Origin of the sequence: Bordetella genomosp. 12 (assembly GCF_002261355.1) — a bacterium.
Taxonomy (GTDB): Bacteria; Pseudomonadota; Gammaproteobacteria; order Burkholderiales; family Burkholderiaceae_B; genus Bordetella.
In genome coordinates this window covers 616,479-641,250 of the sequence record NZ_NEVU01000003.1, presented here as the reverse complement: position 1 = coordinate 641,250, position 24,772 = coordinate 616,479, and the positions used below count along the sequence as shown (strand labels likewise).

Annotated in this window: 22 protein-coding genes; 10 read left to right on the top strand and 12 right to left on the bottom strand. The window is 66.6% G+C overall.

Going from position 1 to position 24,772, the window contains the following annotated elements:
• Nucleotides 1–5: 5 nt before the first annotated feature.
• Nucleotides 6–1,565 carry a formate dehydrogenase beta subunit gene (locus CAL22_RS15135; protein ID WP_094814629.1) on the bottom strand — a complete coding sequence of 520 codons (1,560 nt, stop codon included), beginning with the start codon at nt 1,563–1,565 and terminating at the stop codon, nt 6–8.
• Complete coding sequence (locus CAL22_RS15130; protein WP_094814627.1) at nt 1,562–2,059, bottom strand: formate dehydrogenase subunit gamma; 498 nt, start codon at nt 2,057–2,059, stop codon at nt 1,562–1,564. Before CAL22_RS15130 ends, CAL22_RS15135 begins: the two co-directional genes overlap by 4 nt.
• 163 nt (nt 2,060–2,222) lie before the next feature.
• Here CAL22_RS15130 and CAL22_RS15125 point away from each other — a divergent pair, with 163 nt between their 5' ends.
• From CAL22_RS15125 to mobA, 3 genes are read left to right on the top strand one after another with little or no spacing between them, the layout of a single operon-like run.
• Nucleotides 2,223–3,296 (top strand): substrate-binding domain-containing protein, encoded by a 1,074-nt coding sequence (locus tag CAL22_RS15125; RefSeq protein WP_094814625.1) that lies wholly within the window; start codon nt 2,223–2,225, stop codon nt 3,294–3,296.
• 28 nt (nt 3,297–3,324) lie between these two features.
• On the top strand, nt 3,325–4,404 hold the full coding sequence (gene moaA, locus CAL22_RS15120) for a GTP 3',8-cyclase MoaA (protein WP_094814623.1): 1,080 nt from the start codon (nt 3,325–3,327) through the stop codon (nt 4,402–4,404).
• On the top strand, nt 4,397–4,981 hold the full coding sequence (gene mobA / locus CAL22_RS15115; RefSeq protein ID WP_094814621.1) for a molybdenum cofactor guanylyltransferase MobA: 585 nt from the start codon (nt 4,397–4,399) through the stop codon (nt 4,979–4,981). The genes moaA and mobA overlap by 8 nt, the downstream gene beginning before the upstream one ends.
• Here the strand turns inward: mobA and CAL22_RS15110 are convergent.
• Genes CAL22_RS15110 through moaC form a run of 5 tightly spaced genes read right to left on the bottom strand, consistent with a single transcriptional unit; the run spans nt 4,978 to nt 7,884 of the window.
• Nucleotides 4,978–6,177 (bottom strand): molybdopterin molybdotransferase MoeA, encoded by a 1,200-nt coding sequence (locus CAL22_RS15110; protein ID WP_094814619.1) that lies wholly within the window; start codon nt 6,175–6,177, stop codon nt 4,978–4,980. The genes mobA and CAL22_RS15110 overlap by 4 nt on opposite strands.
• On the bottom strand, nt 6,174–6,692 hold the full coding sequence (gene moaB / locus CAL22_RS15105) for a molybdenum cofactor biosynthesis protein B (RefSeq protein WP_094814617.1): 519 nt from the start codon (nt 6,690–6,692) through the stop codon (nt 6,174–6,176). Before moaB ends, CAL22_RS15110 begins: the two co-directional genes overlap by 4 nt.
• Complete coding sequence (locus CAL22_RS15100) at nt 6,689–7,159, bottom strand: molybdenum cofactor biosynthesis protein MoaE (RefSeq protein WP_094814615.1); 471 nt, start codon at nt 7,157–7,159, stop codon at nt 6,689–6,691. The genes moaB and CAL22_RS15100 overlap by 4 nt, the downstream gene beginning before the upstream one ends.
• A 4-nt stretch (nt 7,160–7,163) precedes the next feature.
• Complete coding sequence (gene moaD, locus CAL22_RS15095; RefSeq protein WP_208622012.1) at nt 7,164–7,415, bottom strand: molybdopterin converting factor subunit 1; 252 nt, start codon at nt 7,413–7,415, stop codon at nt 7,164–7,166.
• Nucleotides 7,396–7,884 (bottom strand): cyclic pyranopterin monophosphate synthase MoaC, encoded by a 489-nt coding sequence (gene moaC / locus CAL22_RS15090; protein ID WP_094814611.1) that lies wholly within the window; start codon nt 7,882–7,884, stop codon nt 7,396–7,398. Before moaC ends, moaD begins: the two co-directional genes overlap by 20 nt.
• A 127-nt stretch (nt 7,885–8,011) precedes the next feature.
• Between moaC and CAL22_RS15085 the strand changes: the two genes are divergently transcribed.
• Both CAL22_RS15085 and CAL22_RS15080 read left to right on the top strand, forming a co-directional pair.
• Nucleotides 8,012–11,350, top strand: coding sequence for a DUF748 domain-containing protein (locus CAL22_RS15085; protein ID WP_094814609.1), 3,339 nt, complete (start codon nt 8,012–8,014; stop codon nt 11,348–11,350).
• 20 nt (nt 11,351–11,370) lie between these two features.
• Nucleotides 11,371–12,249: a dienelactone hydrolase family protein gene (locus CAL22_RS15080; protein ID WP_094814608.1), complete on the top strand. Its 879-nt coding sequence runs from the start codon at nt 11,371–11,373 to the stop codon at nt 12,247–12,249.
• Between the two features lie 9 nt (nt 12,250–12,258).
• On the opposite strand, the gene CAL22_RS15075 is transcribed toward CAL22_RS15080, so the two are convergent.
• Nucleotides 12,259–12,714, bottom strand: coding sequence for a hypothetical protein (locus CAL22_RS15075; protein ID WP_094816665.1), 456 nt, complete (start codon nt 12,712–12,714; stop codon nt 12,259–12,261).
• Nucleotides 12,715–12,895: 181 nt separating this feature from the next.
• Between CAL22_RS15075 and CAL22_RS15070 the strand changes: the two genes are divergently transcribed.
• Entirely contained in the window at nt 12,896–13,399 is a 504-nt protein-coding gene (locus CAL22_RS15070) for a peroxiredoxin (protein WP_094814606.1), read from the top strand.
• Nucleotides 13,400–13,468: 69 nt separating this feature from the next.
• Nucleotides 13,469–14,884, top strand: a complete 1,416-nt coding sequence (locus tag CAL22_RS15065) for an MFS transporter (protein WP_094814604.1) — start codon at nt 13,469–13,471, stop codon at nt 14,882–14,884.
• Between the two features lie 9 nt (nt 14,885–14,893).
• Here CAL22_RS15065 and CAL22_RS15060 read toward each other — a convergent pair whose 3' ends face one another.
• The 3 genes from CAL22_RS15060 to CAL22_RS15050 form a co-directional block, all read right to left on the bottom strand.
• A complete protein-coding gene (locus tag CAL22_RS15060; RefSeq protein ID WP_094814602.1) occupies nt 14,894–16,045 on the bottom strand; it encodes an alpha/beta hydrolase in 1,152 nt (383 codons plus the stop codon).
• Nucleotides 16,046–16,052: 7 nt separating this feature from the next.
• Complete coding sequence (fnr, locus tag CAL22_RS15055; RefSeq protein WP_094814600.1) at nt 16,053–16,781, bottom strand: fumarate/nitrate reduction transcriptional regulator Fnr; 729 nt, start codon at nt 16,779–16,781, stop codon at nt 16,053–16,055.
• 127 nt (nt 16,782–16,908) lie between these two features.
• Nucleotides 16,909–18,453, bottom strand: coding sequence for an alanine racemase (locus CAL22_RS15050; RefSeq protein ID WP_094814598.1), 1,545 nt, complete (start codon nt 18,451–18,453; stop codon nt 16,909–16,911).
• 159 nt (nt 18,454–18,612) lie between these two features.
• Here CAL22_RS15050 and clpB point away from each other — a divergent pair, with 159 nt between their 5' ends.
• Nucleotides 18,613–21,216 (top strand): ATP-dependent chaperone ClpB, encoded by a 2,604-nt coding sequence (gene clpB / locus CAL22_RS15045; RefSeq protein WP_094814596.1) that lies wholly within the window; start codon nt 18,613–18,615, stop codon nt 21,214–21,216.
• 55 nt (nt 21,217–21,271) lie between these two features.
• Here the strand turns inward: clpB and CAL22_RS15040 are convergent, their stop codons facing one another.
• Entirely contained in the window at nt 21,272–22,219 is a 948-nt protein-coding gene (locus CAL22_RS15040) for a LysR family transcriptional regulator (RefSeq protein ID WP_094814594.1), read from the bottom strand.
• A gap of 102 nt (nt 22,220–22,321) precedes the next feature.
• On the opposite strand from CAL22_RS15040, the gene CAL22_RS15035 reads away from it, so the two are divergent.
• Complete coding sequence (locus tag CAL22_RS15035) at nt 22,322–23,770, top strand: N-acyl-D-amino-acid deacylase family protein (RefSeq protein WP_094814592.1); 1,449 nt, start codon at nt 22,322–22,324, stop codon at nt 23,768–23,770.
• Between the two features lie 41 nt (nt 23,771–23,811).
• Nucleotides 23,812–24,771: a tripartite tricarboxylate transporter substrate binding protein BugE gene (locus CAL22_RS15030; protein ID WP_167383650.1), complete on the top strand. Its 960-nt coding sequence runs from the start codon at nt 23,812–23,814 to the stop codon at nt 24,769–24,771.
• Nucleotide 24,772: the final 1 nt, after the last annotated feature.

The following is a 24,772-nucleotide window of genomic DNA, read 5'->3' as shown; positions in this document are numbered from 1 at the left end:
CTCCTTCAGGCGGCCTGGGTGATCTGCCCGAAGTCTTCGGGAAAGTGATTCAACGCGGACAGCACCGGGTAGGGGGCCATGCCGCCCAGCGCGCACAGCGAGCCGCCCAGCATGGTGTCGCAGAGGTCGCGCAGCAGATGGATTTGCGTCTCGCGCGCCGGGCCGCCGGCGATGATGCGGTCCAGGGTTTCGACGCCGCGCGTCGAACCGATACGGCAGGGCGTGCATTTGCCGCAGGACTCGATGGCACAGAACGCCATGGCGTAGCGCGCCATGCGGGCCATGTCCACGCTGTCGTCGAAGGCGACCACCCCGCCATGGCCGACCATGGCCGAGATGGCGGCATAGGCCTCGTAGTCCAGGGGCACGTCCCATTGCGAGGCGGGCAGATAGGCACCCAGCGGGCCGCCGACCTGCGCGGTGCGCAGCGGCCGGCCAGTGGCGCTGCCGCCGCCGAAGTCATAAAGCAGTTCGCGCAGGCTGAGCCCGAACGCCTTTTCGACCAGACCGCCATGCTTGATGTTGCCGGCCAGCTGGAACGGCAGCGTGCCATGCGAGCGGCCCACGCCGAAGTCGCGGTAAAAGGCGGCGCCTCGCGCCAGGATGGTCGGCACGGTGGCCAGAGAAATCACGTTGTTGATGACCGTGGGCTGGCCGAACAGCCCGCTGATGGCCGGCAGCGGGGGCTTGGCGCGCACCACGCCGCGCTTGCCTTCCAGGCTTTCAAGTAAGGCGGTTTCTTCACCGCAGATGTAGGCGCCCGCGCCCTGGCGGACCTCGAGGTCAAAGCGTTTGCCGCTGCCGTGGAGGTTGGCGCCCAGCCAGCCCGCTTCACGCGCCCGGCACACGGCGGCGCGCAAGGCGGCGATGGCATGCGGATACTCGGAGCGCACATAGATGTAGCCCTCGTGCGCGCCCACGGCCAGGCCGGCGATGGTCATGCCTTCAATGAGTGCATACGGGTCGCCTTCCATGAGCAGGCGGTCGGCGAAGGTGCCCGAATCGCCCTCGTCGGCATTGCAGACGATGTATTTGGTCGCCGCGGGCGCGGTGAGCACCGTTTTCCACTTCAGGCCGGTGGGAAAGGCCGCGCCGCCGCGGCCGCGCAGACCCGAGGCGGTGACCTCCTCGACGATCTGCGCTGGCGTCAACGTCAGCGCCCGCTCCAGGCCCGCCAGGCCGCCGTGGGCGGCGTAGTCTTCGATGGACAGCGGGTCGGTCACGCCCACGCGGGCAAACGTCAGCCTTTCCTGGCGCTGCAGATAGGGGATGGCTTCGGTGAGGCCCTGCGATAGGGGGTGCCTGGGCTGACCGTCCAGCCAGCCGGCGTCAAACAGCCCGGCCACGTCGTCTGCCGCGACGGGGCCGTAGGCCACCCGCCCTTGCGGCGTGACGATCTCGACCAGCGGCTCCAGCCACAGCAGCCCGCGTGAGCCATTGCGCACCAGCTCGACGGCCAGACCTCGCTGGCGGGCCTGGGCGGCAATGGCGTGGGCGACGTCGTCCGCGCCCACGGCCAGGGCCGCGGCATCCTTGGGGATGTAGATGCGTACCGGGGCCGTCATGCCTGGCCCTGCCCGTCGATCAGACCGTCCAGCCGGGCGGGGGTCATGCGCGCATAGGGCCGCCCGTCGAGCATGAGTGCGGGCGATTGGGCGCACAGGCCCAGGCAATAGGCTGGCTCCAGCGCATAGGCGCCGTCGGCGGTCTGGCCATGAAAGTCGCAGCCCAGCCGGGACAGAGCATGGGCGGCCAGCGCCTCGCCGCCCATGGCCTGACAGGCCTCGGCGCGGCAGATCTGCAGCCGGTGGCGTGCGCCCGGCTCGCTGCGGAAGTCCGGATAAAAGGTGATCACGCCATGCACTTCGGCGCGTGACAACGACAGGGCCTGGGCGATGAGGGCGACGGTATGGGCAGGGATATGGCCCAGCGCGTGCTGCACGTCATGCAGCAAGGGCAGCAGCGCGCCGGGCTGGCCGGCGTGGCGGTCGCACAGTTGGCGCACGATGGCGTCGGGGGAGGATGCGGATGCCTCCGCGGGGGTACAGGACGGGCCCAAGATGTCTCCTCACGGCGTAGGGGCAGGCCGCCCGCGCCGAAAGCCGTTTGCTTGCCGCCGCCAGGCTGTTTAATATGTTTAAAAAAACATATTATTTTTGACGGTGGAATCATGTAATGGGCGTACTCTAATCGCGCATTGCCTTCGGTTCAATATGCAAGAAATGACATATAAATTCCGTATCGGCCTGCGCCCGCAGTGGGTGTTGTCCGCCGACGGCGGGGCCGACGAGACCTCGTTGCAGGATCTGCTCGCCCTCCTGGCGGCCGTCGAGGCCGAAGGACACATTGCCGGGGCCTGCAAAGCCCGCGGCCTGTCGTATCGGCACGGTTGGGGCTTGCTGCGTCGATTCGAGGCCTTGTTCGGCGCAACGCTCATTCAGACGCGCCGGCGGCAGGGCAGCGAGCTCTCGCCCCTGGCGCAACGCCTGCTATGGGCCAATCGGCGCATCGAGGCGCGTCTGGCGCCCACGCTCGACAGCCTGGCCAGCGAGTTGCAGGAAGACCTGCAGCGGCTGCTGCCCCAGGCGCGCGCGGCCCTGCGATTGCAGGCCAGCCACGGGTTTGCCGTCGAGGCCTTGATGCCGCATCTGGACGGCGCCGGGGTGGAACTGCGCTACCGCAATGCCAGCGAAGCCCTGGCTTCGCTGGCCCGCGGCGATTGCGATCTGGCCGGTTTTCAGCTGCCGCAGGGCGAGTTCGAGCGCGACATCCTGGCGCATTACGCGCAGTGGCTCGACCGCGAGGCGCACGCGCTCATCCAGCTGGCGGTGCGCAACACGGGATTTTTCGTCATGGCGGGCAATCCCAAAGGCATTCGCGGGGTAAGGGATCTGGCCCGGCCCGACGTGCGCTTCGTCAATCGCCAGATGGGGTCCAGCACCCGCTATCTGGCGCACCTCTTGTTGCAGCGCAGCGGTATCGATGTCGGCCAGGTGCAGGGCTTCCAGACCAATGAGTTCACCCATATGGCGATCGCGGCCCATATCGCCAGCGGTATGGCCGATGTGGGCATGGGGGTGGAGACGGCCGCGCGCCGCTTCGGCCTGGATTTCATCCCTCTGGTCCGAGAGCGCTATTTTTTCGCTGCCCGGCGCGCCGACCTGGAACAACCCGCCATGCAGGAGTTTCTGCGAACCTTGCGCAGTCCGGCCTATTCGGGCGACATCGGGGCCCTGCCCGGCTATGACGCGGCCGAGTGCGGCTGTCTTCTGAGCCTGGCCGAGGCGTTTCCCTGAGCAGGGCAGCAAGGGCTATGATCTTCTTATGTCTTCCGTGATCTATCTTGCCGATGAGCGACCCGCCGCTGTCACGCCGCCGCGCGACGGCGAGCCGGTGCGCGACCGCCGCGCGCGCCCCTTGCGCGATCTGCGCATCTCGGTCACGGACCGCTGCAACTTCCGCTGCACCTATTGCATGCCGCGTGAAGTCTTCGACGCCAACTACCGCTTCATGCCCCACGCGGCCTTGCTGTCGTTCGAAGAAATCACCCGGGCGGCGCGCATCTTCGTGCGGCTGGGCATCGAGAAGATCCGGCTCACCGGCGGTGAGCCGTTATTGCGCAAAGACGTCGACAAGCTCATTGCCATGCTGGCTGACCTGCGCACGCCGCAGGGGCAAGCGCTGGACCTGACCCTGACCACCAATGCCAGCCTGCTCGCTCGCAAGGCCGAAGCGCTCAAGGCGGCGGGTCTGGCGCGCGTGACGGTCAGCCTCGATGCCCTCGATCCAGCCCGTTTCGCACGCCTGGCGGATTCCAACTACACCCCGGACGACGTGCTGCGCGGCATCGATGCCGCTGCCCGGGCCGGTTTGCCGGTCAAGGTCAACATGGTGGTGCGGCGCGGTGTCAATGACGATGAGATCCTGCCCATGGCGCGGCGCTTTCGCCACAGCGGCCATGTGCTGCGCTTTATCGAATACATGGATGTGGGCAACAGCAACGGCTGGAACGTCGCGGAAGTGTTGCCCAGCGACGAGTTGCTGGCTCGTCTGAATCAGCACTTCGAGCTCATCGCCGTCGATGATGCTCCCATGGGCCGGGTGGCCGAGCGCTGGCGCTATGCCGACGGTGCTGGCGAAATCGGCGTGATCTCCAGTGTCACGCACGCTTTCTGCGGCGGCTGTACGCGGGCGCGGCTGTCGCCCGAAGGCCAGTTGTTTCTGTGTTTGTTCGCCTCGCGCGGCCATGACGTGCGCGGCCTGCTGCGCAACCTGGACGACGACGAAGCGGTCGCGGCCGCCGTGGCTGGCATCTGGTCGGCGCGGCAGGACAATTATTCGGAGCGGCGTGGCCAGGCCACGGCCGAGCGCGAAAAAATCGAAATGAGCTATATCGGTGGCTGAGATCGCAATCGCCGGGCTGATCCTGGCCGGAGGCCAGGGCCGGCGCGTCAACGAGGCGGACAAGGGCCTGCTGCCTTGGCGCGGCCAGCCTCTGGTGGCCCATGTCGCCCGGCGGTTGGCCCCCCAGGTCAGTCAGCTCATCATCAGCGCCAACCGCAATATCGACGCCTATGGCGCTTTCGGTGAGGTGGTCGGAGACGATGACCAGTTCGGCGCGTGGCAAGGGCCGCTGGCCGGCCTGGCGGCGGGGTTGGCGGTCTGCCGGCACGAGTGGTTGGTGTGCGTGCCCTGCGATACGCCCCTGATTCCCGAGGATCTGGCCGCGCGCCTGACAGGCGCTGCCGTGGCGGCCGGCGCGCCGCTGGCCGTCGCAGGCTGCCAGGGGCGCCGCCATGCCGTGTGCATGGCGGTACGTCCGGCGCTATTGCCCGATCTGCGCGCCTTCCTGGCCGCAGGCGAGCGCAAGGTGGCGTGGTGGCAAGACCGCGCGGGGGCCATCGAAGTCGCCTTCGATGACGCGCCCGCGGCGTTTCTCAATCTGAATACCGCCGAGGATTTCGCTTTCGCGCAGGGCTAGGCTTGCCAGTGGCGAAAGTCGTAATACCGCACCGGCGTGCCGTCGGCGATATCGGTATCGTAGGGCAGCCGTGCCAGACCGCTGGCCCAGGGCAGCGAACTCATCACCCCCGAACCTTGCTTGGCGTAGGCATGCAATTGCGGTGCCTGGCCGGCCTCGTACTGAACCCGCAGGAATTCTTCGCGGCCATCGCGGCGGGTCTTTTCGGTGCGTAGCGGCACCCAGGCCACGCGGGGATGCGTGTCGCTGCGGCCCTGCATGCGGCGCACCAGCGGCGATACCAGCACGGTAAAGACCGCATAGGCCGACACGGGGTTGCCCGGCAGGCAGACCAGCGGCTTGCCCTGGATGTGCGCCAGCGCGACCGGCTTGCCGGGTTTCATGCGGACTTTCCAGAGCACCAGTGTCGCGCCCATGGACTCCAGTACCGGCTTGACCAGATCCCGTTCGCCGACCGATACGCCGCCCACGCTCAGAATGAGGTCGCAGTCTTGCAGCAGGCGTTCGAAGGCCGCGCTCAGGCTGGCTTCGTCATCGCGGGCATGCAGCACGTGCGTGGCTTCGGCGCCCATGCCTTCGGCCAGTGCGGCCAGCATGGCGCCATTGGAGTTGTAGATCTGTTGCGCTTGCCGGGGCGAACCCGGGAAAACCAATTCGTCGCCGGTGGTGAGGATGCCCACGCGCAAGCGCGCATAGACCTCGACCTGGTCCAGCCCTTGCGAGGCCAGCAGAGCGATGTGCGCGGCTTGCAGCACCGTGCCGGCGGTCAGTAGCGGCTGTCCGGCCGTGGTGTCCTCGCCGCGCTTGCGCACGTGCTGGCCGGCGGTGGGGGCCTGGCGGATTTCGACATGCCCGTCGGCTTCATGCGTGTCTTCCTGCATGACGACGGTGTCGGCCCCGGCGGGCATGAGACTGCCGGTGAACAGGCGGGCCGCTTGCCCGGGGGCCAGCGCCGTCGGGGCATCCCCGGCAAAAATGCGCTGGGTCACGGGCAGCTTGCGGCCGGCCTGGTAGTCGGCGTGACGCAGGGCATAGCCATCCATGGCGCTATTGTCGGCCGGCGGCAGATCGAGCGTGGCGCGGATGTCTTGCGCCAACACCCGCCCGGCCAGCCTGGCCAGCGGCAAGGTTTCGCGTCGCGCGATGGCGGCTGCGGCCTGGGCCAATTGCGCCTGGGCCTGGTCGAACTCCATCATGATGCGTCCTTGCGCGAGAGGTGGGTGGCGAAGTTGCAGGGCTTGTGCCGGCTGTCCAGCTGCTCGGCGATGATGCGAGTCCAGGCGGTCTGGCAGGCGCCATTGGAGCCCGGCATGCAGAAGATCACCGTATTGTTCGCATAGCCGGCCAGGGCGCGCGACTGGATGGTCGAGGAGCCGATCTCTTCATAGGACAGTTGCCGGAAGAGTTCGCCGAAGCCGTCGATCTCTTTGTCGAACAAGGGGCGCACGGCTTCGGGCACGGAGTCGCGGTGCGAAAAACCGGTGCCGCCGCTGCTCAGAATGACCTGGACTTGCGGGTCGGCGATCCAGTCGCTCATGATCCGGCGGATCAGGTAGATATCGTCGCGCACGATCTCGCGGCGCACGCACATATGGCCGGCATGCGCCAGGTTATGGGCCAGCAGATTGCCCGAGGTGTCGTCGCCGGCGCTGCGTGTATCGCTGACCGTCAGTACCGCGCAGGCCAGCGAAATATTGCTTTCGGTGTTCATGGTTTGTCCTTGTTGTTTTCCCAGGCGAGGGTGCGGTCCTCGTCGTCGGTGCGTGGCTGGACCCAGAAACGCTTGCCATCGGCCAGCGTTTCACGCTTCCAGAAAGGCGCGCGTGTTTTGAGCGCATCGATCATGAATTCACAGCCGCGAAACGCGTCGCCCCGGTGGGCGCTGGCCGCGGCCACGAACACGATCTGGCTTTCGCGGGGCAGCGCGCCCACGCGGTGGGCGATGAGCGTGCCGGCAAGCTGCCAGCGTTGGCGCGCGGCGCGGGCGATCTCGTCGAGTTCGCGCTCGCACATGCCGGGGTAATGCTCGAGGTACAGGGTTTCGGTGGCCTGGCCCGGGGCGTAATCGCGCACGTAGCCGGTAAAGGTCACAATGGCGCCGGCCTGGGCGCCGACCTCGGCGCGCAAGCGGGCGGTGAGGGCGGCCGCATCGAAATCGGCCTCCTGAACGAAGATCATGGCTTCAACCTCCGGTGACAGGCTCGAATACCGCCACCTCGTCCCCCCCGGCCAGGGGCGCCTGACCCTTCACGTGGGTCTGGTTGACGGCGATTCGCAGCCGGCTGGCATCTGACAGTTGCGGATAGCGCGAGGCCAGGTCCGCCAGCAATTGGACCGTATCCGCCGGCTGCGGCAAAGGCAGGCGCTCGCTGCGCTTGCCAAGCAGTTCCGCCACGCGGGCGAAGTACCGCATTTCAATCGTTGCGCCATTCACCGCTTTTGCCCCCCGCCTTGTAAGCCAGGCGTATTTGTTCGATGACGATGCCTTTGTCGGCGGCCTTGCACATGTCGTAGATGGTGAGCGCGGCCACGCTGCAGGCCGTCATGGCTTCCATTTCGACGCCCGTTTTATAGCGGGTGCGGCAGGTGGCGCGGATGTCGATGCGGTGAGCCTGGTCGTCGAGCGAGAACTCGATGCCCACGAAGGCCAGCGGCAGGCTGTGGCATAGCGGGATGAGCTCGGCGCAGCGCTTGGCGGCCAGCACGGCGGCCACGCGCGCGGTGTTGAGGACCTCGCCCTTGCCCTGGCCGGGCTGGGTCAAGAGGCCGTAGGCTTGCGGGCTCATGCGCACCGCGCCTTGCGCGATGGCGACACGGTCGGATTCGGCCTTGTCGCCGACATCGACCATGCGAACCTGGCCGCTTTCGTCCAGATGGCTCAGTGTGGGTAAGGTGTCAGGCATCTCAGAAAGAAACAGAAGATCAGGGAGAGGAAGCGCTTCGGGCGCACCGCGTGGCGCGCAGCCTTATGATAGACGAGCCCAGTCGGGGACGCGATAATCCCCGGCAAACCCGTCAGGAGTGGCCGATATGTCTGTTCGCATGCCCGCACTGAAGCTTTCGCGCCGTGGCGCGAAAATCTTGGGAGCGGTCGTGCTGGGCGTGCTGCTGTTGGCGGGTCTGGCGGCCTGGCAGGTGCCCAAGGTCGTGCGTGGCGTGCTCACCGGCGACGTGGCCGCGCTGCTGGGCCGCCAGATCAGCGTGGGCGATATCTCCTTCAATCCCTTCACCCTGACGGTGCGGGCGCATGATCTGGTCATTGCCCAGCCGCAGGCCGACACGCCCTTGCTGAAAGTGGCGCGGGTTCAGGCCAGCGCCGCCTGGAGCTCGCTGTTCTGGTTTGCTCCCGTGCTGGACTCGGTGAGCGTGATCGACCCGCAAGTGACGGTCGTGCGCGAGGATGTCACGCAGTTCAGCTTCTCCGATATCCAGCAGAAGCTGGCCGGCCCCTCCGCCAGCCCGCCCGCCGAGGGGAAAGCCGACGCCGGCCTGCCCCGGTTTTCCCTCAATAATCTGCGCCTCGAGGGCGGCAGCATCGTCCTCGACGACAAGGTCACGGGCCGTAAGCAGGTCATCGATCAGATATCGCTGGGCGTGCCCTTTATCTCCACGTTCGGCTATGCCACGGATATCGATGTCCAGCCCAGCCTGCATATGCGGGTCAATGGCAGTGCCTTCACGCTCGATGGCGTGGCGCGGCCCTTCGACAAAGTGCCGTATTCCACCCTGAACCTCGATTTTTCCGGGTTGGAGTTGGAGAAATGGGCTGACATCTGGCCGCTGGCGCTGCCGCTCACGATGCAGCGCGGCTTGCTCGACTCGGCGTTGCAGATCCGCTTCGAGCAACCGCGTGACGCCGCGCCGGCCATCCGGATCGTGGGGGATGTGGGGCTGCGGCAATGGGATCTGCGCGAGGCGTCCGGCGATGACCTGCTCAAATGGAGTTCCGTGGTCGTGCGGCGCATCGACACCGAGCCGCTGAAGCAGCAGTTGCGCATCGGCGAGGTGGAGGTGTGGGCGCCGCAGGTGCAAACCCGCCGTTATGCCGATCAGCGCATCAATTGGCTCGATGTCATCGGCCGGCTGCAGCAGGCATTGGGCGGCAAGCAGGCCGCGCCACAAGCCGCCACGCCGCCCTGGCAGGTGGCCGTCGATGCCGTCAACGTCCATGATGCCGAGGTCCGGCTGCGCGATGCGCCCTCGGGGCTGGATTATTGGCTCGCGGGTTTGGACCTCACGGTCGAGACCATCCAGTGGCCGCAGCCGCCGCAGCAGCCGATCCGGATCTGGGCCAACATGGAAAACCGCGCGGACGGCGGCTGGCTGCGGGCCAAAGGGCCGCTGACGCTCGCGCCGCTGGATCTGGACCTCGATCTGCACATGGGCAACATTGCCTTGGCGCCCTTCGCGCCGGCGGTGCGTGCCGCTGCGCCCATCGTGGTGCAGGATGGCCGGCTGGCCCTGGATGGCCGTGTCCGCGTGGCGACGGCCGGCGACCACGCTCAGGCCAGCGCGCAGAACGTCAGGCTCGCGCTCAGCCGTGTCCGGGCGCGCGATGAGGGCATCTCGCCCGCGGTGGAGATGTCGCTGGGGCAGTTGGACCTCAGCGCCGACCGGCTCGCGCTGGGCGCGGCGCCGACCGCCTTCACGGTGCGGGCCGCCGATCTCCAGGGAAAAGGGCAGTTGGCCATGCAGGGCGTGCTCACCACCGCGCCGCTGACGCTCAAATCCCATGTCGATCTCACCGCGCTGGACCTTGCGCCTTTCGCGCCCTACGTCGCCTCCAGCCTGAATGCGACCCTGCGGGCCATCACGGTGGGCGCGAGCGGCCAACTGGCCTTCTCTCTGGCTCACGGTGACACGCCCACCGACGCCTCCTGGCATGGCGCGGCCGAGATCAGCGACTTCGATCTGCAAGACCGGGTCAACAAGGCGGATTTTCTCAACTGGCGCAAGCTCGCGCTGTCCAATATGCAAGTGCAGATGCGCGGCGAACAGGTCTCGGCCGCGCTGGGCGATATCGTGCTGGACGATTTCTTCGGCCGTGTGTTGCTCAATGCCGAAGGGCGGCTGAACGTCATGGATCTCGTGGCCGAGCCTGGCCAGGCTGCGGGTTCCATCACGCAAGACACGCAGACCCGTACGCACGCGGCCCCGGCCTCCGCCCCGGCCGCCTTGCCGGAGATCTCGGTCAATAGCGTCACGCTCACGCACGGCAGGATGAATTTCACCGACCGCTTCGTCAAACCGAATTACACGGCCGAACTGTCGGCCATTGAAGGATCGGTCTCGGCGGTGTCATCGCGCAGCCCCAAGCCGGCGCAGGTCAAGATCGGCGGGCGCGTCTACACCACCGCGCCTTTTTCGATCAGCGGGACGGTGCAGCCCTTTGCGCAATACCTGGCGCTGGATCTCAAAGCGTCGGCAAAAGGCGTGGATCTGCCGCGCTTTACGACCTATTCGGCCAAGTATGTGGGCTATCCCATCAAGCGCGGCAAACTCTCGCTCGATGTCGAGTACCAGATCAAAAACCGCGCCTTGCAGGCCAGCAATCGGGTCGTGCTCAACCAGCTCACGCTGGGCGACAAAACAGACAGCAAGGATGCCTTGCAGTTGCCGGTGCTGCTGGCCGTCGCCCTGCTCAAGGACAGCAAGGGCAATATCGACATCAACCTGCCGATTTCAGGCTCGCTGGATGATCCGCAGTTTTCGGTGGGCGGGATCATCGTGCGGGTATTCGTCAACCTGATCGTCAAGGCGGTGACCGCGCCGTTCAATTTGCTGGCCGCGGCCTTCGGCGGCGGAGAAGAACTCTCCTATGTCGAATTCGCGCCGGGCAGCGCCGATCTGTCCGCCGACAGCCTGGCCCGCCTGCAGACGCTGGCCAAGGCGTTGAACGATCGGCCCAGCCTGAAGCTGGACATCGCCGGCCGCGCCGATCCGCGCAGCGACGAGGACGGCCTGCGCCAGGCCTGGGTCGAGCGGCAGATCCGCCTGGCCAAGGTGCGCGACACGGCCGGCTCGGCCAAGCGCCCGCCGGATCTCGCGACGGTCACGCTCACCGAGGCCGAGCGCGCCAAGTATCTCGAAAAGGTCTACGACGATACCAAGATCGAAGGCAAGCCCCGCAATTTCATCGGCATGGCCAAGTCCATCCCCGCGCAACAGATGGAAGCCTTGCTGCGGGGCGCGGCACGCGTTTCCCAGGACGATCTGCGCCGGCTGGCCGACGCGCGGGCCCAGGCCGTATTCGAAAAACTGCAGGACCAAGGGCCGGCAGACCGGATTTTCATCGTCGCGCCCGTGCTCGACGCCGACGGCATCAAGGATGATGGCATGCCCTCGCGCGTCGATTTCTCACTGAAGTAATCCCTTCCGGAGGTTGTGCCATGGTTATCAAGGATGCTGAGTTCGACAGTCTGCTGCCGCCCCTGACGCTGAACCGGCGCGGCTTCATCGCCACGGGCCTGGCCGCCGGCTTTTCGCTGGCCGCAGGCCCGGCCGTGGCCCAGACCGCCATCAAAACCGGCAGCCAGGGGCTGGTGGCCGGGCCGGTCGAGATACCCACCAATGATGGCAAGATGCCCGCCTACCGGGCCGCGCCGCAGGGTCGCAAGGATCTGCCCACCTTGCTGGTCGTCTCGGAGATCTTCGGTGTGCACGAGTACATCCAGGATGTCTGCCGGCGCCTGGCTCACCAGGGCTATCTGGCCATTGCGCCGGAACTGTTCGCCCGCCAAGGCGATCCGGCCAAGTATTCCGATATGGCCTCCTTGCGCGCCGAGATCATCGACAAAGTGCCCGATGCCCAGGTGATGGCCGACCTGGATGCCACCGCCACCTGGGCGGCGGCGCATGGCGGCGCGGCCGCCAGGCTGGGGATTCTGGGGTTCTGCTGGGGCGGGCGTGTCGTCTGGCTCTATGCCGCGCATCGCCCCGGTCTGCGCGCGGGCGCGGCCTGGTATGGCCAGTTGGGCGGCGCGAGCAGCGATCTCAAGCCGCGCACGGCGCTGGACGTGGTGCCTCATCTGCAGGCCCCCGTGCTGGGCGCTTACGGCGGCAAGGATGCCGGTATTCCTGTGGCTGACGTCGATCGCATGCGGGTGGCGCTGGCCAAGGGGCCTGCCGCCGCCCAGGCCTCGCGCATCGACATCTACCCCAATGCGCCGCACGCCTTTCATGCGGACTACCGGCCCAGCTTTCACAAAGCCGAGGCCGAGCAGGCCTGGCAACGCATGCTGGACTGGTTCAAGCAGAACGGGCTCTGAGCACGCCGTTCAGCGGGCGGGCGTGCGCGGCAGGCCATCGGTGACTTCGGCGATGGCCTGCTTCATTTCGCTGTAGCCGATGGCGCGCTCGCGCTGAAAACTGCCCAGTACGCCGGCGCAGCCGTCCACGCTGGCCTGGCGCATCTGCTCCATCATTTGCCGGCCGGTCTCCTGGCCCTGCGCAAAGCGGGTATTGAGCGCCGTGGTGTCGTAGCGGTACTCCTGCGCATAGCGCTTCAGATTTACCTGCCAGTTGGATTCGTGCTGGCGCAGATCGGGGTCGGAAGCGCCGCACAGCCGCGCCGCGCCATTGGTGGCGCCGGCCGCGGTGATGATTTGCTCGAAGGTGGTCTGGCCGCCGGGCTCGGCGGGGGTTTGCGCCTGAGCCGTGCTCGCCAGGGCGGCCGCTGCAATCCATAGGGCTCGCATGGTGGGGTCCTCCGTCGCTTGTTCGCAACGTTTCATTATGACCAAGCCGGGGCCGCGGCGGCGCTGCGGGCCGGTTTGCAGACGTTTCAGTCTGTGCGCAGGCTTTTCCCGCACCGGCGCCAACCCCGCTGGCGCGCGCAGGATCTATGATGGAGGGCAGGCCGCGACAGCGGTGCTGTGCAAACCAAATAGATAATCGTTCCTGTTGGAGAAATACATGACCATTTCCGTTGGCGACCGCGTACCGAACGGCACGCTCACCGAGTTCATCGAAACCGAAACTCCGGGTTGCCAGCTCGGCCCCAATGCCTTCGAGGTCGCCGACCTGACGCGCGGCAAGAAGATTGCGCTGTTTGCCGTGCCCGGCGCGTTCACCCCGACCTGCTCGGCCAAGCATCTGCCGGGGTTCATCGCCCAGGCCCAGGCCTTTGCCGACAAGGGTGTCGATGAGATCTGGTGCGTGGCGGTCAACGATGCCTTCGTGATGGGCGCCTGGGGTCGCGAGCAGCAGGCCGGCGGCAAGGTGCGCATGTTGGCCGACGGTTCGGCGCTGTGGACGCGCGAGCTGGGCCTGGAGCTGGATCTCATCGCCCGCGGCATGGGTGTGCGCTCGCAACGTTACTCGGCGCTGATCGAAGACGGCGTGGTCACCAAGCTGAACATCGAAGCGGGTGGCAAGTTCGAAGTCAGCGACGCCGACACGCTGCTGTCCCAGATCTGATGATTTTCAGGAGGCCGGCGGTCCGGCCTCCCGTGCAGCCCCCTCGTATCCTCTGCTGCCCGCCTGCCCATGCTATCGACCATCTTCTCGTTTTCGTCGCTGTATTTCGCCACGCTGCTGATGCTGATCGGCACGGGCCTGTTCAACACCTATATGGGGCTGACACTGACGGCGAAATCCGTCAATGAAGTCTGGATCGGCTCCATGATCGCCGGGTACTACCTGGGCCTGGTCTGCGGTGCGCGGCTGGGTCACAAACTCATCATCCGGGTCGGTCACATCCGCGCTTTCGTGGCCTGCGCGGCCGTGGCCACCAGCATGATTCTGCTGCAGGCCCAGACCGAGAGTCTGCCGATCTGGCTGGTGCTGCGCCTGATCTCCGGCATCATGATGGTGACCGAATTCATGGTGATCGAGAGCTGGCTCAATGAGCAGACCGAAAACCATCAGCGCGGCCGCGTCTTTTCGGTCTACATGGTGGTGTCCGGCCTGGGCACGGTGCTGGGGCAGTTGGCGCTCACCTTCTACGGGGTCCTCGATGACGGCCCCCTCATCCTGGTGGCGATGTGCCTGGTGCTGTGTCTGGTGCCCATCGCGGTCACGGCCCGCTCCCACCCGCCCACGCCGCGGCCCGCGCCGCTGGATTTCTTTTTCTTCGTCAAACGCGTGCCGCTGGCCATGACTGTGCTCTTCGTGGCCGGCAACCTGAGCGGCGCCTTTTATGGCCTGGCGCCCGTCTACGCCGCCAAGCATGGCCTGGAAACCTCGCAGGTCGCGCTGTTCGTGGCCGTCTCGGTCACCGCCGGCCTGCTGTCGCAATGGCCCATAGGCTGGCTGTCCGACCGCATCAACCGCGCCGGGCTGATCCGCTGCAATGCCGCCATCCTGGTCCTGGTGCCGGTGTTCATGTGGGGTTGGCTGGATCTGCCTTTCTGGCTGCTGCTATGTCTGTCGGCGCTGCTGGGCGTGCTGCAGTTCACGCTCTACCCCCTGGGCGCGGCGCTGGCCAATGACCACGTCGAGGCCGAGCGGCGGGTGAGCCTGAGCGCCGTGCTGTTGATGGTCTACGGCGTGGGCGCCTGCCTGGGGCCCTTGGTGGCCGGCATCATGATGTCGCTCGGGGGCTACGCCATGTATTACGTGTTTGTTCCCCTCTGTGCGCTCATCCTGGTCTGGCGCGTGCGGCCCAGCGCGGTCACCGGCCTGCATCAGGTCGACGAGGCGCCGGTGCATTTCGTACCCATGCCCGACACGCTGCAGTCCTCGCCGGCCATGGTCACGCTCGATCCGCGCGTGGATGTCGAGGTCGATCCCGCCATGGAAATGCTCACCCCGGAAGCCGGGGTGGTGCAGCCTCCCGCGCCGGCGGCCGAGCCTCCGGCGGGCACGGCCGCATTCGACAATGTGGTGGCAGAGCCGGGAGAGGCTGCGACGGTGTTGCCGGCCGATGGGGCGGGCGAGCCGCCGACGGAAAAGCCGGTCTGATGCGGGGGCTTAGCGCGTGATGGGCAGGCAGGGCGCGCCCTGCGTCAGGGGGGCGCTGGTTTCGCCCAGCAACGCGCGCGCGCCGCACGTCGAGCCAAACATGGCCGCTACATTGTGGCCGGTGTCGACGACCTCCTGGGCCTGGTGCACGAGCGCCGGCCAGTCGGGATGGCGCTGCGCGCTGGCCAGTTCGTAGCGCCAATGGCCCAGGCCGCGCGCCCAGCGCGTGGCGCCCTGCGCCTCGGCGCCGCAGGTCTTGTCCAGAAACTGATGTTCGGGATTGTTGTCGGCGCCGCCCAGCAGATACGTGACGTGGCGGGCGGCATAGCGCGGGGCCAGCCGCGCCGGATCGCCGTTGCGCAGATAGGCAGGGATTTGGTCCAGACCGTATTTGTATTGGTTGTAGGTCGGGCAGATGCCGCGCTCGTAAGGCGCGAAGCCGCGCCCGTCGGCGCGCGGACGCTCGGGCGTGAGGTAGAGATAGGACGAGGGGTTGGCCACCACGTAGCGCACGTCCAGGCCTTTGTTGCGCAGGTCATCATCCAGGTTGTTCAGCACGGCATAACGCTGGATGAGTTGCGCGCCGGCCGAATGGCCGGCCAGCACCACGGTGCGCAGCGCCGGCAGGCGTTCGGCATTGGCCAGTTCATGCAGGAGGTCATCGAGCACCTGCATGGAACTCACCGGCGCGGGCCGGCCCTTGACCTGCATGCTCAGTTCGCCGTCTTCCCAACTGGCGCGGCGCCAGGCCGGCATATGGCCGAAACCGGTGTCGATCGCGCTGGAGAACTTTGGCGCAATGATGAGCGTGTCGTCCTGGCGTTCGGCATTGTTGCCCATCAGGGCGGAGACGGCCTCATAAGAGCGCGTGGCGTCGCGCTTGACGCCGTGCACGACGATGACCAGCCGGCGGATGCCGCGCAAGTCATCGCGCTTGAGATTCTTGCTGGCGTAAACGGGGAAAGGGTAGCGTTGCCCGGGCCGGCCGAGCTCCAGCGCGCGCCAGGGCGGCGTGGGCAGTACGGATGCGGCCACCGGCTCTTCGTAGGGATCGGGCTCCTCGCTGCCCGGCAGGGCTGCCTGCGCGAGCGCGGCAGCCGCGGGCAGGCAGGCGCAGGCCGCGGCAAGAGCTAGGCGGAACCCGCCACCGCTAGGCTTCATGGGCGCGTCAGCAGTGCTCGTGGCCGAGCAACTGGCGCAGGGCGGGCTGATCGAGCAGCTCGACCTCGCGCTGGTTGATGCGGATCAGCCCTTCGCGGGCAAAGCGCGAGAACAGGCGGCTGACCGTCTCCAGCGTCAGGCCGAGATAGTTGCCGATTTCCTCGCGGCTCATGCGCAGCACGAATTCGGTGGACGAATAGCCCAGCGCGGCATAACGCTGCGACAGGTTGAGCAGAAACGCCGCCAGGCGCTGCTCGGAGCGCATGGAGCCCAAGGTGGCCAGCATCTGATGCGAGCGCGTGATCTCGCGGCTCATGAGCCGGCGAAACTGCTGTTGCAGGCTGGGCAGGTGGCTGGAGATGCGATCGATTTCCGACAGGCGGATGACGCAGACTTCCGAGTCTTCCAGCGCCACGGCGTTGGAGACATGGCGTGACTCGAGCATGCCATCGAGGCCGACGATTTCGCCGGGCAGATGAAAGCCCGTGATCTGCAATTGGCCGCTGGCGTCTTCGAGTTGCGTCTTGAGCGACCCGTAGCGTACGCCGTAGACCGCATCCAGGGGAGCATCCAGTTCGTAAAGCGTATGGCCTTTTTCGACCCGCACGCGTTCCTTGATCAGATCGTCGAGTTTTTCGACCTCGGCGGCGGCCATGCCAATAGGGATGCAGACATGACCGAGCATGCAACTGGAACAATGTGCGGCGTCAGGCGTGACAGGAACCCGCTTGAGCATTCATGACCTCGTAGACTTGATACACCGGCTCGCGGAAGCAGTGGCACGGTTTCTTTGCGTTAGATTGTAGTCTTCTTGACAGAATTTCGTCGATTTGCGCCGCTAACTAGCAGGAATTCGCATTGCGTCACCATCCGCTGAACCTCGCCCAGATTCCCTCGACGCGGTCGCCGCCCTGGCGCACCAGGTGGTAGCGCGGGTGTTGCGCGGCGGTGGCGCAGGCGTGATTGGGCAGGATGCGCAGCAGCGAGCCCACCGGGTAGTCTTTGACCAGATCGCCGGCCTCTGGCGGGCTGAAGCTGAGCACGCCATGCTCCTGGTTGGCCTCGGTCATGTTCAGCCCGGGGATGGGGCGGCCCAGACGGTCGCAGACCCGGCCATAGCCCTGGTCCACGGGCTGGTGGGAGGTGCCCCGGTCGCGGCTCATGGCCATCCAGCCGCCATCCGTGATGATCCAACCCCGTTCGGGCTGATGGCCCAGCACGGTCACGAGCACCGAGAGGGCGATGTCATCGATGCCGCAGGCATCCAGACCGGCCATGACGAGATCGAAGAACATATAGACGCCAGCCCGCAGCTCGGTCACGCCGTCGAGCTGGCGCGCATAGCGCGCGGTGGGCGTGGAGCCCACGCTGACGATAGGGCAGGGATGCCCGGCTGCGCGCAAGCGTGCGGCGGCCTGCACGCAGGCGGTGCGCTCCTGCTCGGCCATCGCCGCGATGGCCTCGCGGCTGCGGCAGGTGTAGGAGGCGCCGGCATGCGTGAGCACACCGGCCACGGTCACCGCGCCCGCGCGCAGGAGGTCGGCAATGGCCGTCAACGCGGGGTCGTCCGGCTTCAGGCCGCTGCGTTGGCCATCGCAGTCGATCTCGAGCAGGCAGGGCAGGTCCAGGCCCAGCCGGCTGCGGGCGGCGCACACGGCCTGGGCCGCCTCGCGATTGTCGAGAATGATTTTCAGATCGCATCCGGCGCGGCGCAGGCGCGCGACGTGATCGAGCTTGTTGGGCGTGATGCCGACGGCGTAAAGCATGTCGGTAAAGCCCGCGGCGAAGAACTGGTCTGCCTCTTTGAGGGTGGACACGGTGATCGGACCGGGCTGGCCGCCGCAGGCCGCCAGCGCCACTTCCACGCATTTGGCGGTCTTGACGTGGGGGCGCAGCGTCACGCCCAACGCCGCCGCCCGTTGCCGCATCATGTCCACGTTGGCCTGCAGCCGGTCGGTATCCAGCAGCAGGGCGGGGGTCTCCAGCGCCGTCAGCGCGGCGGCCTCGCGCGCAGCGCGGTAGGACACCCAGTCCGCGTCAGGGATGCCGGGCACGCCCTGCAGACGCGCCGGATCCACGGGGTAGTAATGGCAGCGCACGGGCCCGCCGGCGGTGTCGACATCGATCTCGGCGCGGACGAAACAGGAGTCGCTATCGGGGCCGATCTCCTCGATTTGATCCAGCAGCGGCAGCAGTCGCGGATCGATCTGGTAGACGTCTCCCGTCACGGCGCGTCCATCCGCCACGGGGACCAGGCCGGGCCAGTCGCCGAAGTCGACCAGATAGCCCGGCACGCGGCCGGCGCCCAGGGCAAGGGGACGGGGCAGGCCATGAGCGGCGGCGACTTGACTCAGGTCATGGATTTCACCGCTGCGTAGCGTGCCGTAGACAAAAACGTTTATGCTCATCAGGACTGCCTGTGAAATATGGGCGGGAGTGTAAGTCACTGTAAGTCGATTTTCAGCGTGCGGGGAAGGGCCTTGAAATGCACCCAATTGGCCGCACATTTAGGTCATCGAGCCGGCTGAGGGTTATGGCATGGCTCCCATCACTGCCAACCGACTACTATGCGATTCGACAAACTTACCACCAAGTTCCAGCAAGCCCTGGCGGACGCGCAAAGCCTTGCAGCCCGCAACGACAATCCCTATATCGAGCCGGTCCACGTGCTGGCGGCATTGCTGGCCGACGCCGACAGCGGCGCGGGCAGCCTGCTGGCGCGCGCTGGCGTGGCGGTCAACCGCCTGCAGCCTGCGCTGGAGACCGCCATGCGGGCCCTGCCGCAGGTCGCCGGCGACGACAATGTACAGATCAGCCGTGATCTGCAGGGCGTGCTCACGCGCACCGACAAAGAGGCCGCGCGGCGCGGCGATACTTTCATCGCCAGCGAACTCTTCCTCTTGGCGCTGGCCGACGACAAGGGCGAGGCCGGGCGCATCCTGCGCGAAGCCGGGCTGCAGAAAAAAGCGCTCGAAACCGCCATCGATGCGGTGCGCGGCGGCGAAAAAATTTCCGAGGCCGAAGGCGAGTCCAACCGCGAGGCCTTGTCCAAGTACACCATGGACCTGACCGAGCGCGCCCGTGAAGGCAAGCTCGATCCCGTCATCGGCCGCGATGACGAAATCCGCCGCACCATTCAGATCCTGCAGCGCCGCACCAAGAACAATCCCGTGCTCATCGGCGAACCTGGCGTGGGTAAAACCGCCATCGTCGAAGGTCTGGCGCAGCGCATCGTCAATGACGAAGTCCCCGAGACGCTGCGCGGCAAGCGCGTGCTGTCGTTGGATCTGGCCGCGCTGCTCGCTGGCGCGAAGTTCCGCGGCGAGTTCGAAGAACGCCTCAAGGCCGTACTGAAGGAACTCTCCCAGGACGACGGGCAAAACATCGTTTTCATCGACGAGCTGCACACCATGGTCGGCGCCGGCAAGGCCGAGGGCGCCATGGATGCGGGCAACATGCTCAAGCCGGCGCTGGCGCGCGGCGAGCTGCACTGCATAGGCGCCACCACGCTGGATGAATACCGCAAGTACATCGAAAAGGACGCCGCGCTGGAGCGCCGCTTCCAGAAGGTGCTCGTGGGCGAACCCGATGTCGAGTCGACCATCGCCATCCTGCGCGGTTTGCAGGAGCGCTACGAGATTCACCACGGCGTCGAGATCACGGATCCGGCCATCGTCGCGGCCGCCGAGCTGTCGCATCGCTACATCACCGACCGCTTCCTGCCTGACAAGGCCATCGACCTGATCGATGAGGCCGCTTCCCGCATCCGCATGGAGATCGACTCCAAGCCCGAGGTCATGGACAAACTGGATCGTCGCATCATCCAGTTGAAGATCGAGCGCGAAGCCGTCAAAAAAGAAACCGACGACGCTTCCAAGCGCCGGCTGGCCGTCATCGAGGAAGAGCTCGAACGCCTGCAGCGCGAGTACAACGACTACGAAGAAATCTGGAAGGCCGAGAAGGCCGCCGTGCAAGGCACGCAATCCATCAAGGAAGAGATCGACCGCGTACGCGCCGACATGGCCGAGCTGCAGCGCAAGGGGCAGTTCGATAAGCTTGCCGAGCTGCAGTACGGCAAGCTGCCGGAGCTGGAAGCCCGCCTGAAGGCGGCGGATCTGGCCGAGGAAGATGTCGAACGCGCCGAGACCGCCGGCGGCAAGCCGCGTCTGTTGCGCACGCAGGTAGGCGCCGAGGAAATCGCCGAAGTCGTCTCGCGCGCCACCGGCATTCCGGTGTCCAAGATGATGGAAGGCGAGCGCGACAAGCTGCTGCACATGGAAGACGCGCTGCATCAGCGTGTGGTGGGCCAGGAAGAAGCGTGCAGCCTCGTGGCCGATGCCATCCGCCGCTCGCGCGCGGGTCTGGCTGACCCCTCCAAGCCTTATGGGTCTTTCCTGTTTCTGGGCCCGACCGGCGTGGGCAAGACCGAACTCACGCGTGCCCTGGCGGACTTCCTGTTCGACTCCGAAGAGCACATGATCCGTATCGACATGAGCGAGTTCATGGAAAAGCATTCCGTGGCCCGCCTCATCGGTGCGCCTCCGGGCTATGTGGGCTACGAAGAGGGCGGCTATCTGACCGAAGCCGTGCGCCGCAAGCCGTACAGCGTGGTGCTGCTCGACGAAGTCGAGAAAGCCCATCCGGATGTGTTCAACGTCTTGCTGCAGGTGCTCGATGATGGCCGCCTGACCGACGGCCAAGGCCGCACGGTGGACTTCCGCAACACCGTCATCGTCATGACCTCGAATCTGGGCTCGCAGCAGATCCAGAGCATGACCGGCAAGCCCTATGAGGTCATCAAGGATGTGGTGATGGAAGAACTCAAGCAGACCTTGCGTCCCGAGTTCCTCAATCGCATCGACGAGGTGGTGGTGTTCCATGCCCTGGATGCCCAGCACATCGAGTCTATTGCGCGCATCCAGCTCAAGCGGCTGGCCGAACGCCTCGAGAAGCAGGAGATGCAGCTGGAAGTCACCGACGCGGCCCTGGCCGAGATCGCCCGGGTGGGCTTCGACCCGGTGTTTGGCGCGCGGCCGCTCAAGCGTGCCATCCAGCAGCAGATCGAGAACCCGGTGGCCAAGCTCATCTTGCAAGGCGTGTTCGGCCCGCGCGATGTCGTGCCGGTGGATTACCGCGACGGCAAGTTTGTCTTCACCCGCACGTTGCAGTAAGCCTGGGCAGCATCGAAACCGGCCGCAAGGCCGGTTTCTTTTTGGGGGCGGGGTGTCAGCGGCAGCGGCGGCAGCCCGCCGGCAACGGCGCCTGCTTCAGGTACTGGCCGATGGCCGTGATCAGCGCGGCCGCAGCCGGGCTGGGCGAGCGCTCGCGGGCGCGCAGAATGCTCAGCGTGCGCACCACGGTCGGGCGGGCCAGCAACGCGTAACGCAGGCCGGGCAGCATGACACGGTGAGCCGCCAGGGCGGGCAGCAGCGCCACGCCCAGCCCCGCCTGCACCAGCGCGGCCTGCGACGTGGTGCTCGAGGCTTCATAAAAGGGCGCGCCGGCCTGTATGGGCAGATCGGCCCGCGCGCGCAACAAGGCCATGATGCCGGTCTCGTCCACGACACCGACCAGCTTGCGGCCGACCAGGGCGCGCCAGGAGACATAGCCATCGCGGCCGGGTTGCAGGGCGGCGTCATCGTGGCGATAGAGCACACCGAAGCGGTCTTCCAGCAGGGCGTCGAACACCAGGCCAGGCGTATCCGCCCAGCGGCTGGTCAGGCCGAAGTCGACCTCGCCGGCGGCTACCAGGCGTTGGATATTGCCGGAGTTGTCATCGCGCAGGTAGAGCCTGATGCCCGGGTACTGCTCGGCATACGCGGCGGCGGCCGGCGCAATGATCTCGGTGATGGCAGACGGGGCGGCGGCCACGCCTACGCGGCCGCTTTGTACCGCGCCATAACGCACGGCGTCATCGATCGCGCCGTCGAAATCCGCCAGCAGGCGCAATACCCGGGGAAGAAAGTCCCGGCCCAGGGACGTAAGCAGGACGCGGCGGCTGGTGCGTTCGAACAGGGCCGCGCCCAGGGCTGACTCTAGCTGGCGCACCAGGGTGGTGATCGACGACTGCGTCTGGAACAGGCGCTTGGCCGCGTGCGTGAAGCTGCTTTCCTGGGCCACCGCCACAAAGGCGTTCAGGTGTTTGAGGGTGACGTGCTTGGGCAGGCGATGCATTGCAAAATCCGATAGATGGATCAATTAAAACAATTTTCACAGATTGATCTTCGGACGGATACTGGCGCTTGCCGGCTGTTCCGGCAGGCAGAGACTACGCACATGAATGTCCCCCGCTCCGAACCCGTCGATTTCATCATTCACGGCGCTGACCTCATCGATGGCAGCGGCGCGCCGCGCCGCCGTGCCGATCTGGCGGTATTGGCCGATCGCATCGTGGCCATCGGCGCGCTCGACGGTCTGCCGGCCCGGCATCGCATCGACGGGCAGGGCCGCGTGCTGGCCCCGGGCTTCATCGATGTGCATGGGCATGACGACCTGATGTTCGTGGAAAAACCCGGTCTGCCCTGGAAAACCAGCCAGGGCATTACCACCGTGGTGGTGGGCAATTGCGGCGTGAGCGGCGCGCCCGCGCCGCTGCCGGGCAATACCGCGGCTGCCTTGGCGTTGCTGGGCGAGACCCCCTTGTTTGCCGATATGGCGGCTTACCTGGCCGAGGTCGATCGTCTGCAGCCCACGATCAATGTCGCCGCGCTGGTGGGGCACGCCAACCTGCGGCTGGCCGTCATGAGGGATCCGTCGGCCATGCCCGACGCACAGGAGCAGGCCGACATGGAGGCCTTGCTCGAGCAATCCCTGCTGGCCGGCGCGGTGGGTTTCAGCACGGGGCTGGCCTATGAGCCGGGCGGCTGCGCCCAGCCGGCCGAGCTGCATGGTCTGGCGCGCGTGGCGGCGGCCCATCGCCGCTTGCACACCAGTCATATCCGTAACGAGGCCGACGCCGTCGAACAGGCGGTCGAAGAGGTGCTGGAGATCGGCCGGGCCACGGGCTGCGCCACGGTGTTGTCGCATCACAAATGCATGATGCCCGCCAATTGGGGCAAGAGCCGGGCGACGCTGGCCAATATCGATCGCGCCCGTGCGCAAGGGGTGGAAGTCGGGTTGGACATCTACCCTTACCCGGGCAGCTCCACCATCCTCATCGCCGCGCGCGCCGAGCAGATCGAGCACATCCGCATCACGTGGTCGGTCCCGCACCCCGAGTGCGCCGGCCGCAGCCTGGCCGACATTGCGCACGATTGGGGCTGCGATAAGACCACGGCGGCCGAGCGCCTGCTGCCGGCCGGCGCCATCTACTTCGCCATGGACGAGGCCGAGGTACAGCGGATTTTCCAGCATCCGGGCTGTATGGTGGGTTCGGATGGTCTGCCCAACGATGCCTTTCCGCATCCGCGCCTGTGGGGATCGTTCACCCGCATTCTTGGGCGCTTCGTGCGCGAAGCCGGCTTGCTGACGCTGGAGGCCGCCATCGCGCGTATGACGGGCCTGCCCGCCCGTGTCTACGGCCTGCGCGACCGGGGCGAACTGCGCCAGGGCGCATACGCCGACCTGGTCTTGTTTGATCCCGCCACCGTGGCCGATCGGGCCACCTGGGAGGCGCCCACGCTGCCTTCCGTGGGCGTCGATGGCGTGTGGGTCAACGGGCAGCCCGTATTTCCCCAGCCGGCATCGACAGGGGCCGGGCGCGTGCTGCGCCGCGATACCCCATAAGCCCCGTTTTCCGCACGACCCATAATTTCAGGAGACAAACCATGCTGCGCAAAAGCGGTGCCGCCCTGGCACTGGCGGCTGTCGCGCTGAGCGCGCGCGCCGGCTTTCCCGACCATCCCATCACGCTGATCGTGCCGTTTCCGGCCGGCGGCCCCACCGATATCGTCGGCCGCGTGGCGGCGGCCAAGGCAGGCGAAATCCTGGGGCAACAAATCGTGGTGGAGAACCGTACTGGCGCCTCCGGCACCATCGGCATGGCCGCGACGGCCCGCGCCAAGCCCGACGGCTACACGCTCGGCCTGGCCACGGTGTCCACGCACGGCACCGCGCCGCATCTCTTCCCCAAGCTCGCCTACGATCCCGTCAAGGATTTCACGCCGATCAGCAATCTGGTCACCAGCCCCAACATCCTGGCGGTCAACCCGGCGTTCGCGGCGCAGGATCTGGCCGGCTTCGTCCAGCACGTGCGCGCCCATCCCGGCAAGGAGGGATATGCCAACGCTGGCGCGGGCGGGGTGAATGATCTGGGCATGATCTGGTTTCTGCAGATCATCGACGGCAAGATGAACAGCATTTCCTACCGGGGTTCGGCCCCGGCATTGACCGATACCGTGGCGGGGGTGGTGCCGGTGATCTTCGATAACTTCCCGTCTACGCTGCCTTACGTCAAGAGCGGGCATTTGCGCGCCCTGGCCATTACCGGTGCGGCGCGCAATCCTCGCCTGCCTGATCTGCCGACTTTTGCCGAATTGGGATATCGCGATTACGACGTGACGGCCTGGTACGGCGTCGTGGCGCCGGCCGGGGTGCCCGATGCGGTGCGCGACACGCTGGCCCGGGCGTTTGCGCAGGCGGTGCGCGACCCGGCCACGGCGGCCAAGATGGAAGACACGGGCGCCTTTCCGCTGGGCAACACGCCGGCGGAGTTTGCCGAGCAGATCCGGACCGAGAAAGACCGCTGGCAGCGGGTCATTCAGCAGGCGGACATCAAGTTGCAGTGAG

Excerpts from the sequence above, each read along its gene's own strand:
- CAL22_RS15135 (WP_094814629.1), bottom strand. The coding sequence starts at position 1,565 with ATGACGGCCCCGGTACGCATCTACATCCCCAAGGATGCCGCGGCCCTG.
- CAL22_RS15125 (WP_094814625.1), top strand. The coding sequence starts at position 2,223 with ATGACATATAAATTCCGTATCGGCCTGCGCCCGCAGTGGGTGTTGTCC.
- moaA (WP_094814623.1), top strand. The coding sequence starts at position 3,325 with ATGTCTTCCGTGATCTATCTTGCCGATGAGCGACCCGCCGCTGTCACG.
- CAL22_RS15110 (WP_094814619.1), bottom strand. The coding sequence starts at position 6,177 with ATGATGGAGTTCGACCAGGCCCAGGCGCAATTGGCCCAGGCCGCAGCC.
- moaB (WP_094814617.1), bottom strand. The coding sequence starts at position 6,692 with ATGAACACCGAAAGCAATATTTCGCTGGCCTGCGCGGTACTGACGGTC.
- CAL22_RS15100 (WP_094814615.1), bottom strand. The coding sequence starts at position 7,159 with ATGATCTTCGTTCAGGAGGCCGATTTCGATGCGGCCGCCCTCACCGCC.
- moaC (WP_094814611.1), bottom strand. The coding sequence starts at position 7,884 with ATGCCTGACACCTTACCCACACTGAGCCATCTGGACGAAAGCGGCCAG.
- CAL22_RS15085 (WP_094814609.1), top strand. The coding sequence starts at position 8,012 with ATGTCTGTTCGCATGCCCGCACTGAAGCTTTCGCGCCGTGGCGCGAAA.
- CAL22_RS15080 (WP_094814608.1), top strand. The coding sequence starts at position 11,371 with ATGGTTATCAAGGATGCTGAGTTCGACAGTCTGCTGCCGCCCCTGACG.
- CAL22_RS15075 (WP_094816665.1), bottom strand. The coding sequence starts at position 12,714 with ATGAAACGTTGCGAACAAGCGACGGAGGACCCCACCATGCGAGCCCTA.
- CAL22_RS15070 (WP_094814606.1), top strand. The coding sequence starts at position 12,896 with ATGACCATTTCCGTTGGCGACCGCGTACCGAACGGCACGCTCACCGAG.
- CAL22_RS15065 (WP_094814604.1), top strand. The coding sequence starts at position 13,469 with ATGCTATCGACCATCTTCTCGTTTTCGTCGCTGTATTTCGCCACGCTG.
- CAL22_RS15060 (WP_094814602.1), bottom strand. The coding sequence starts at position 16,045 with ATGAAGCCTAGCGGTGGCGGGTTCCGCCTAGCTCTTGCCGCGGCCTGC.
- fnr (WP_094814600.1), bottom strand. The coding sequence starts at position 16,781 with ATGCTCAAGCGGGTTCCTGTCACGCCTGACGCCGCACATTGTTCCAGT.
- CAL22_RS15050 (WP_094814598.1), bottom strand. The coding sequence starts at position 18,453 with ATGAGCATAAACGTTTTTGTCTACGGCACGCTACGCAGCGGTGAAATC.
- clpB (WP_094814596.1), top strand. The coding sequence starts at position 18,613 with ATGCGATTCGACAAACTTACCACCAAGTTCCAGCAAGCCCTGGCGGAC.
- CAL22_RS15040 (WP_094814594.1), bottom strand. The coding sequence starts at position 22,219 with ATGCATCGCCTGCCCAAGCACGTCACCCTCAAACACCTGAACGCCTTT.
- CAL22_RS15035 (WP_094814592.1), top strand. The coding sequence starts at position 22,322 with ATGAATGTCCCCCGCTCCGAACCCGTCGATTTCATCATTCACGGCGCT.
- CAL22_RS15030 (WP_167383650.1), top strand. The coding sequence starts at position 23,812 with ATGCTGCGCAAAAGCGGTGCCGCCCTGGCACTGGCGGCTGTCGCGCTG.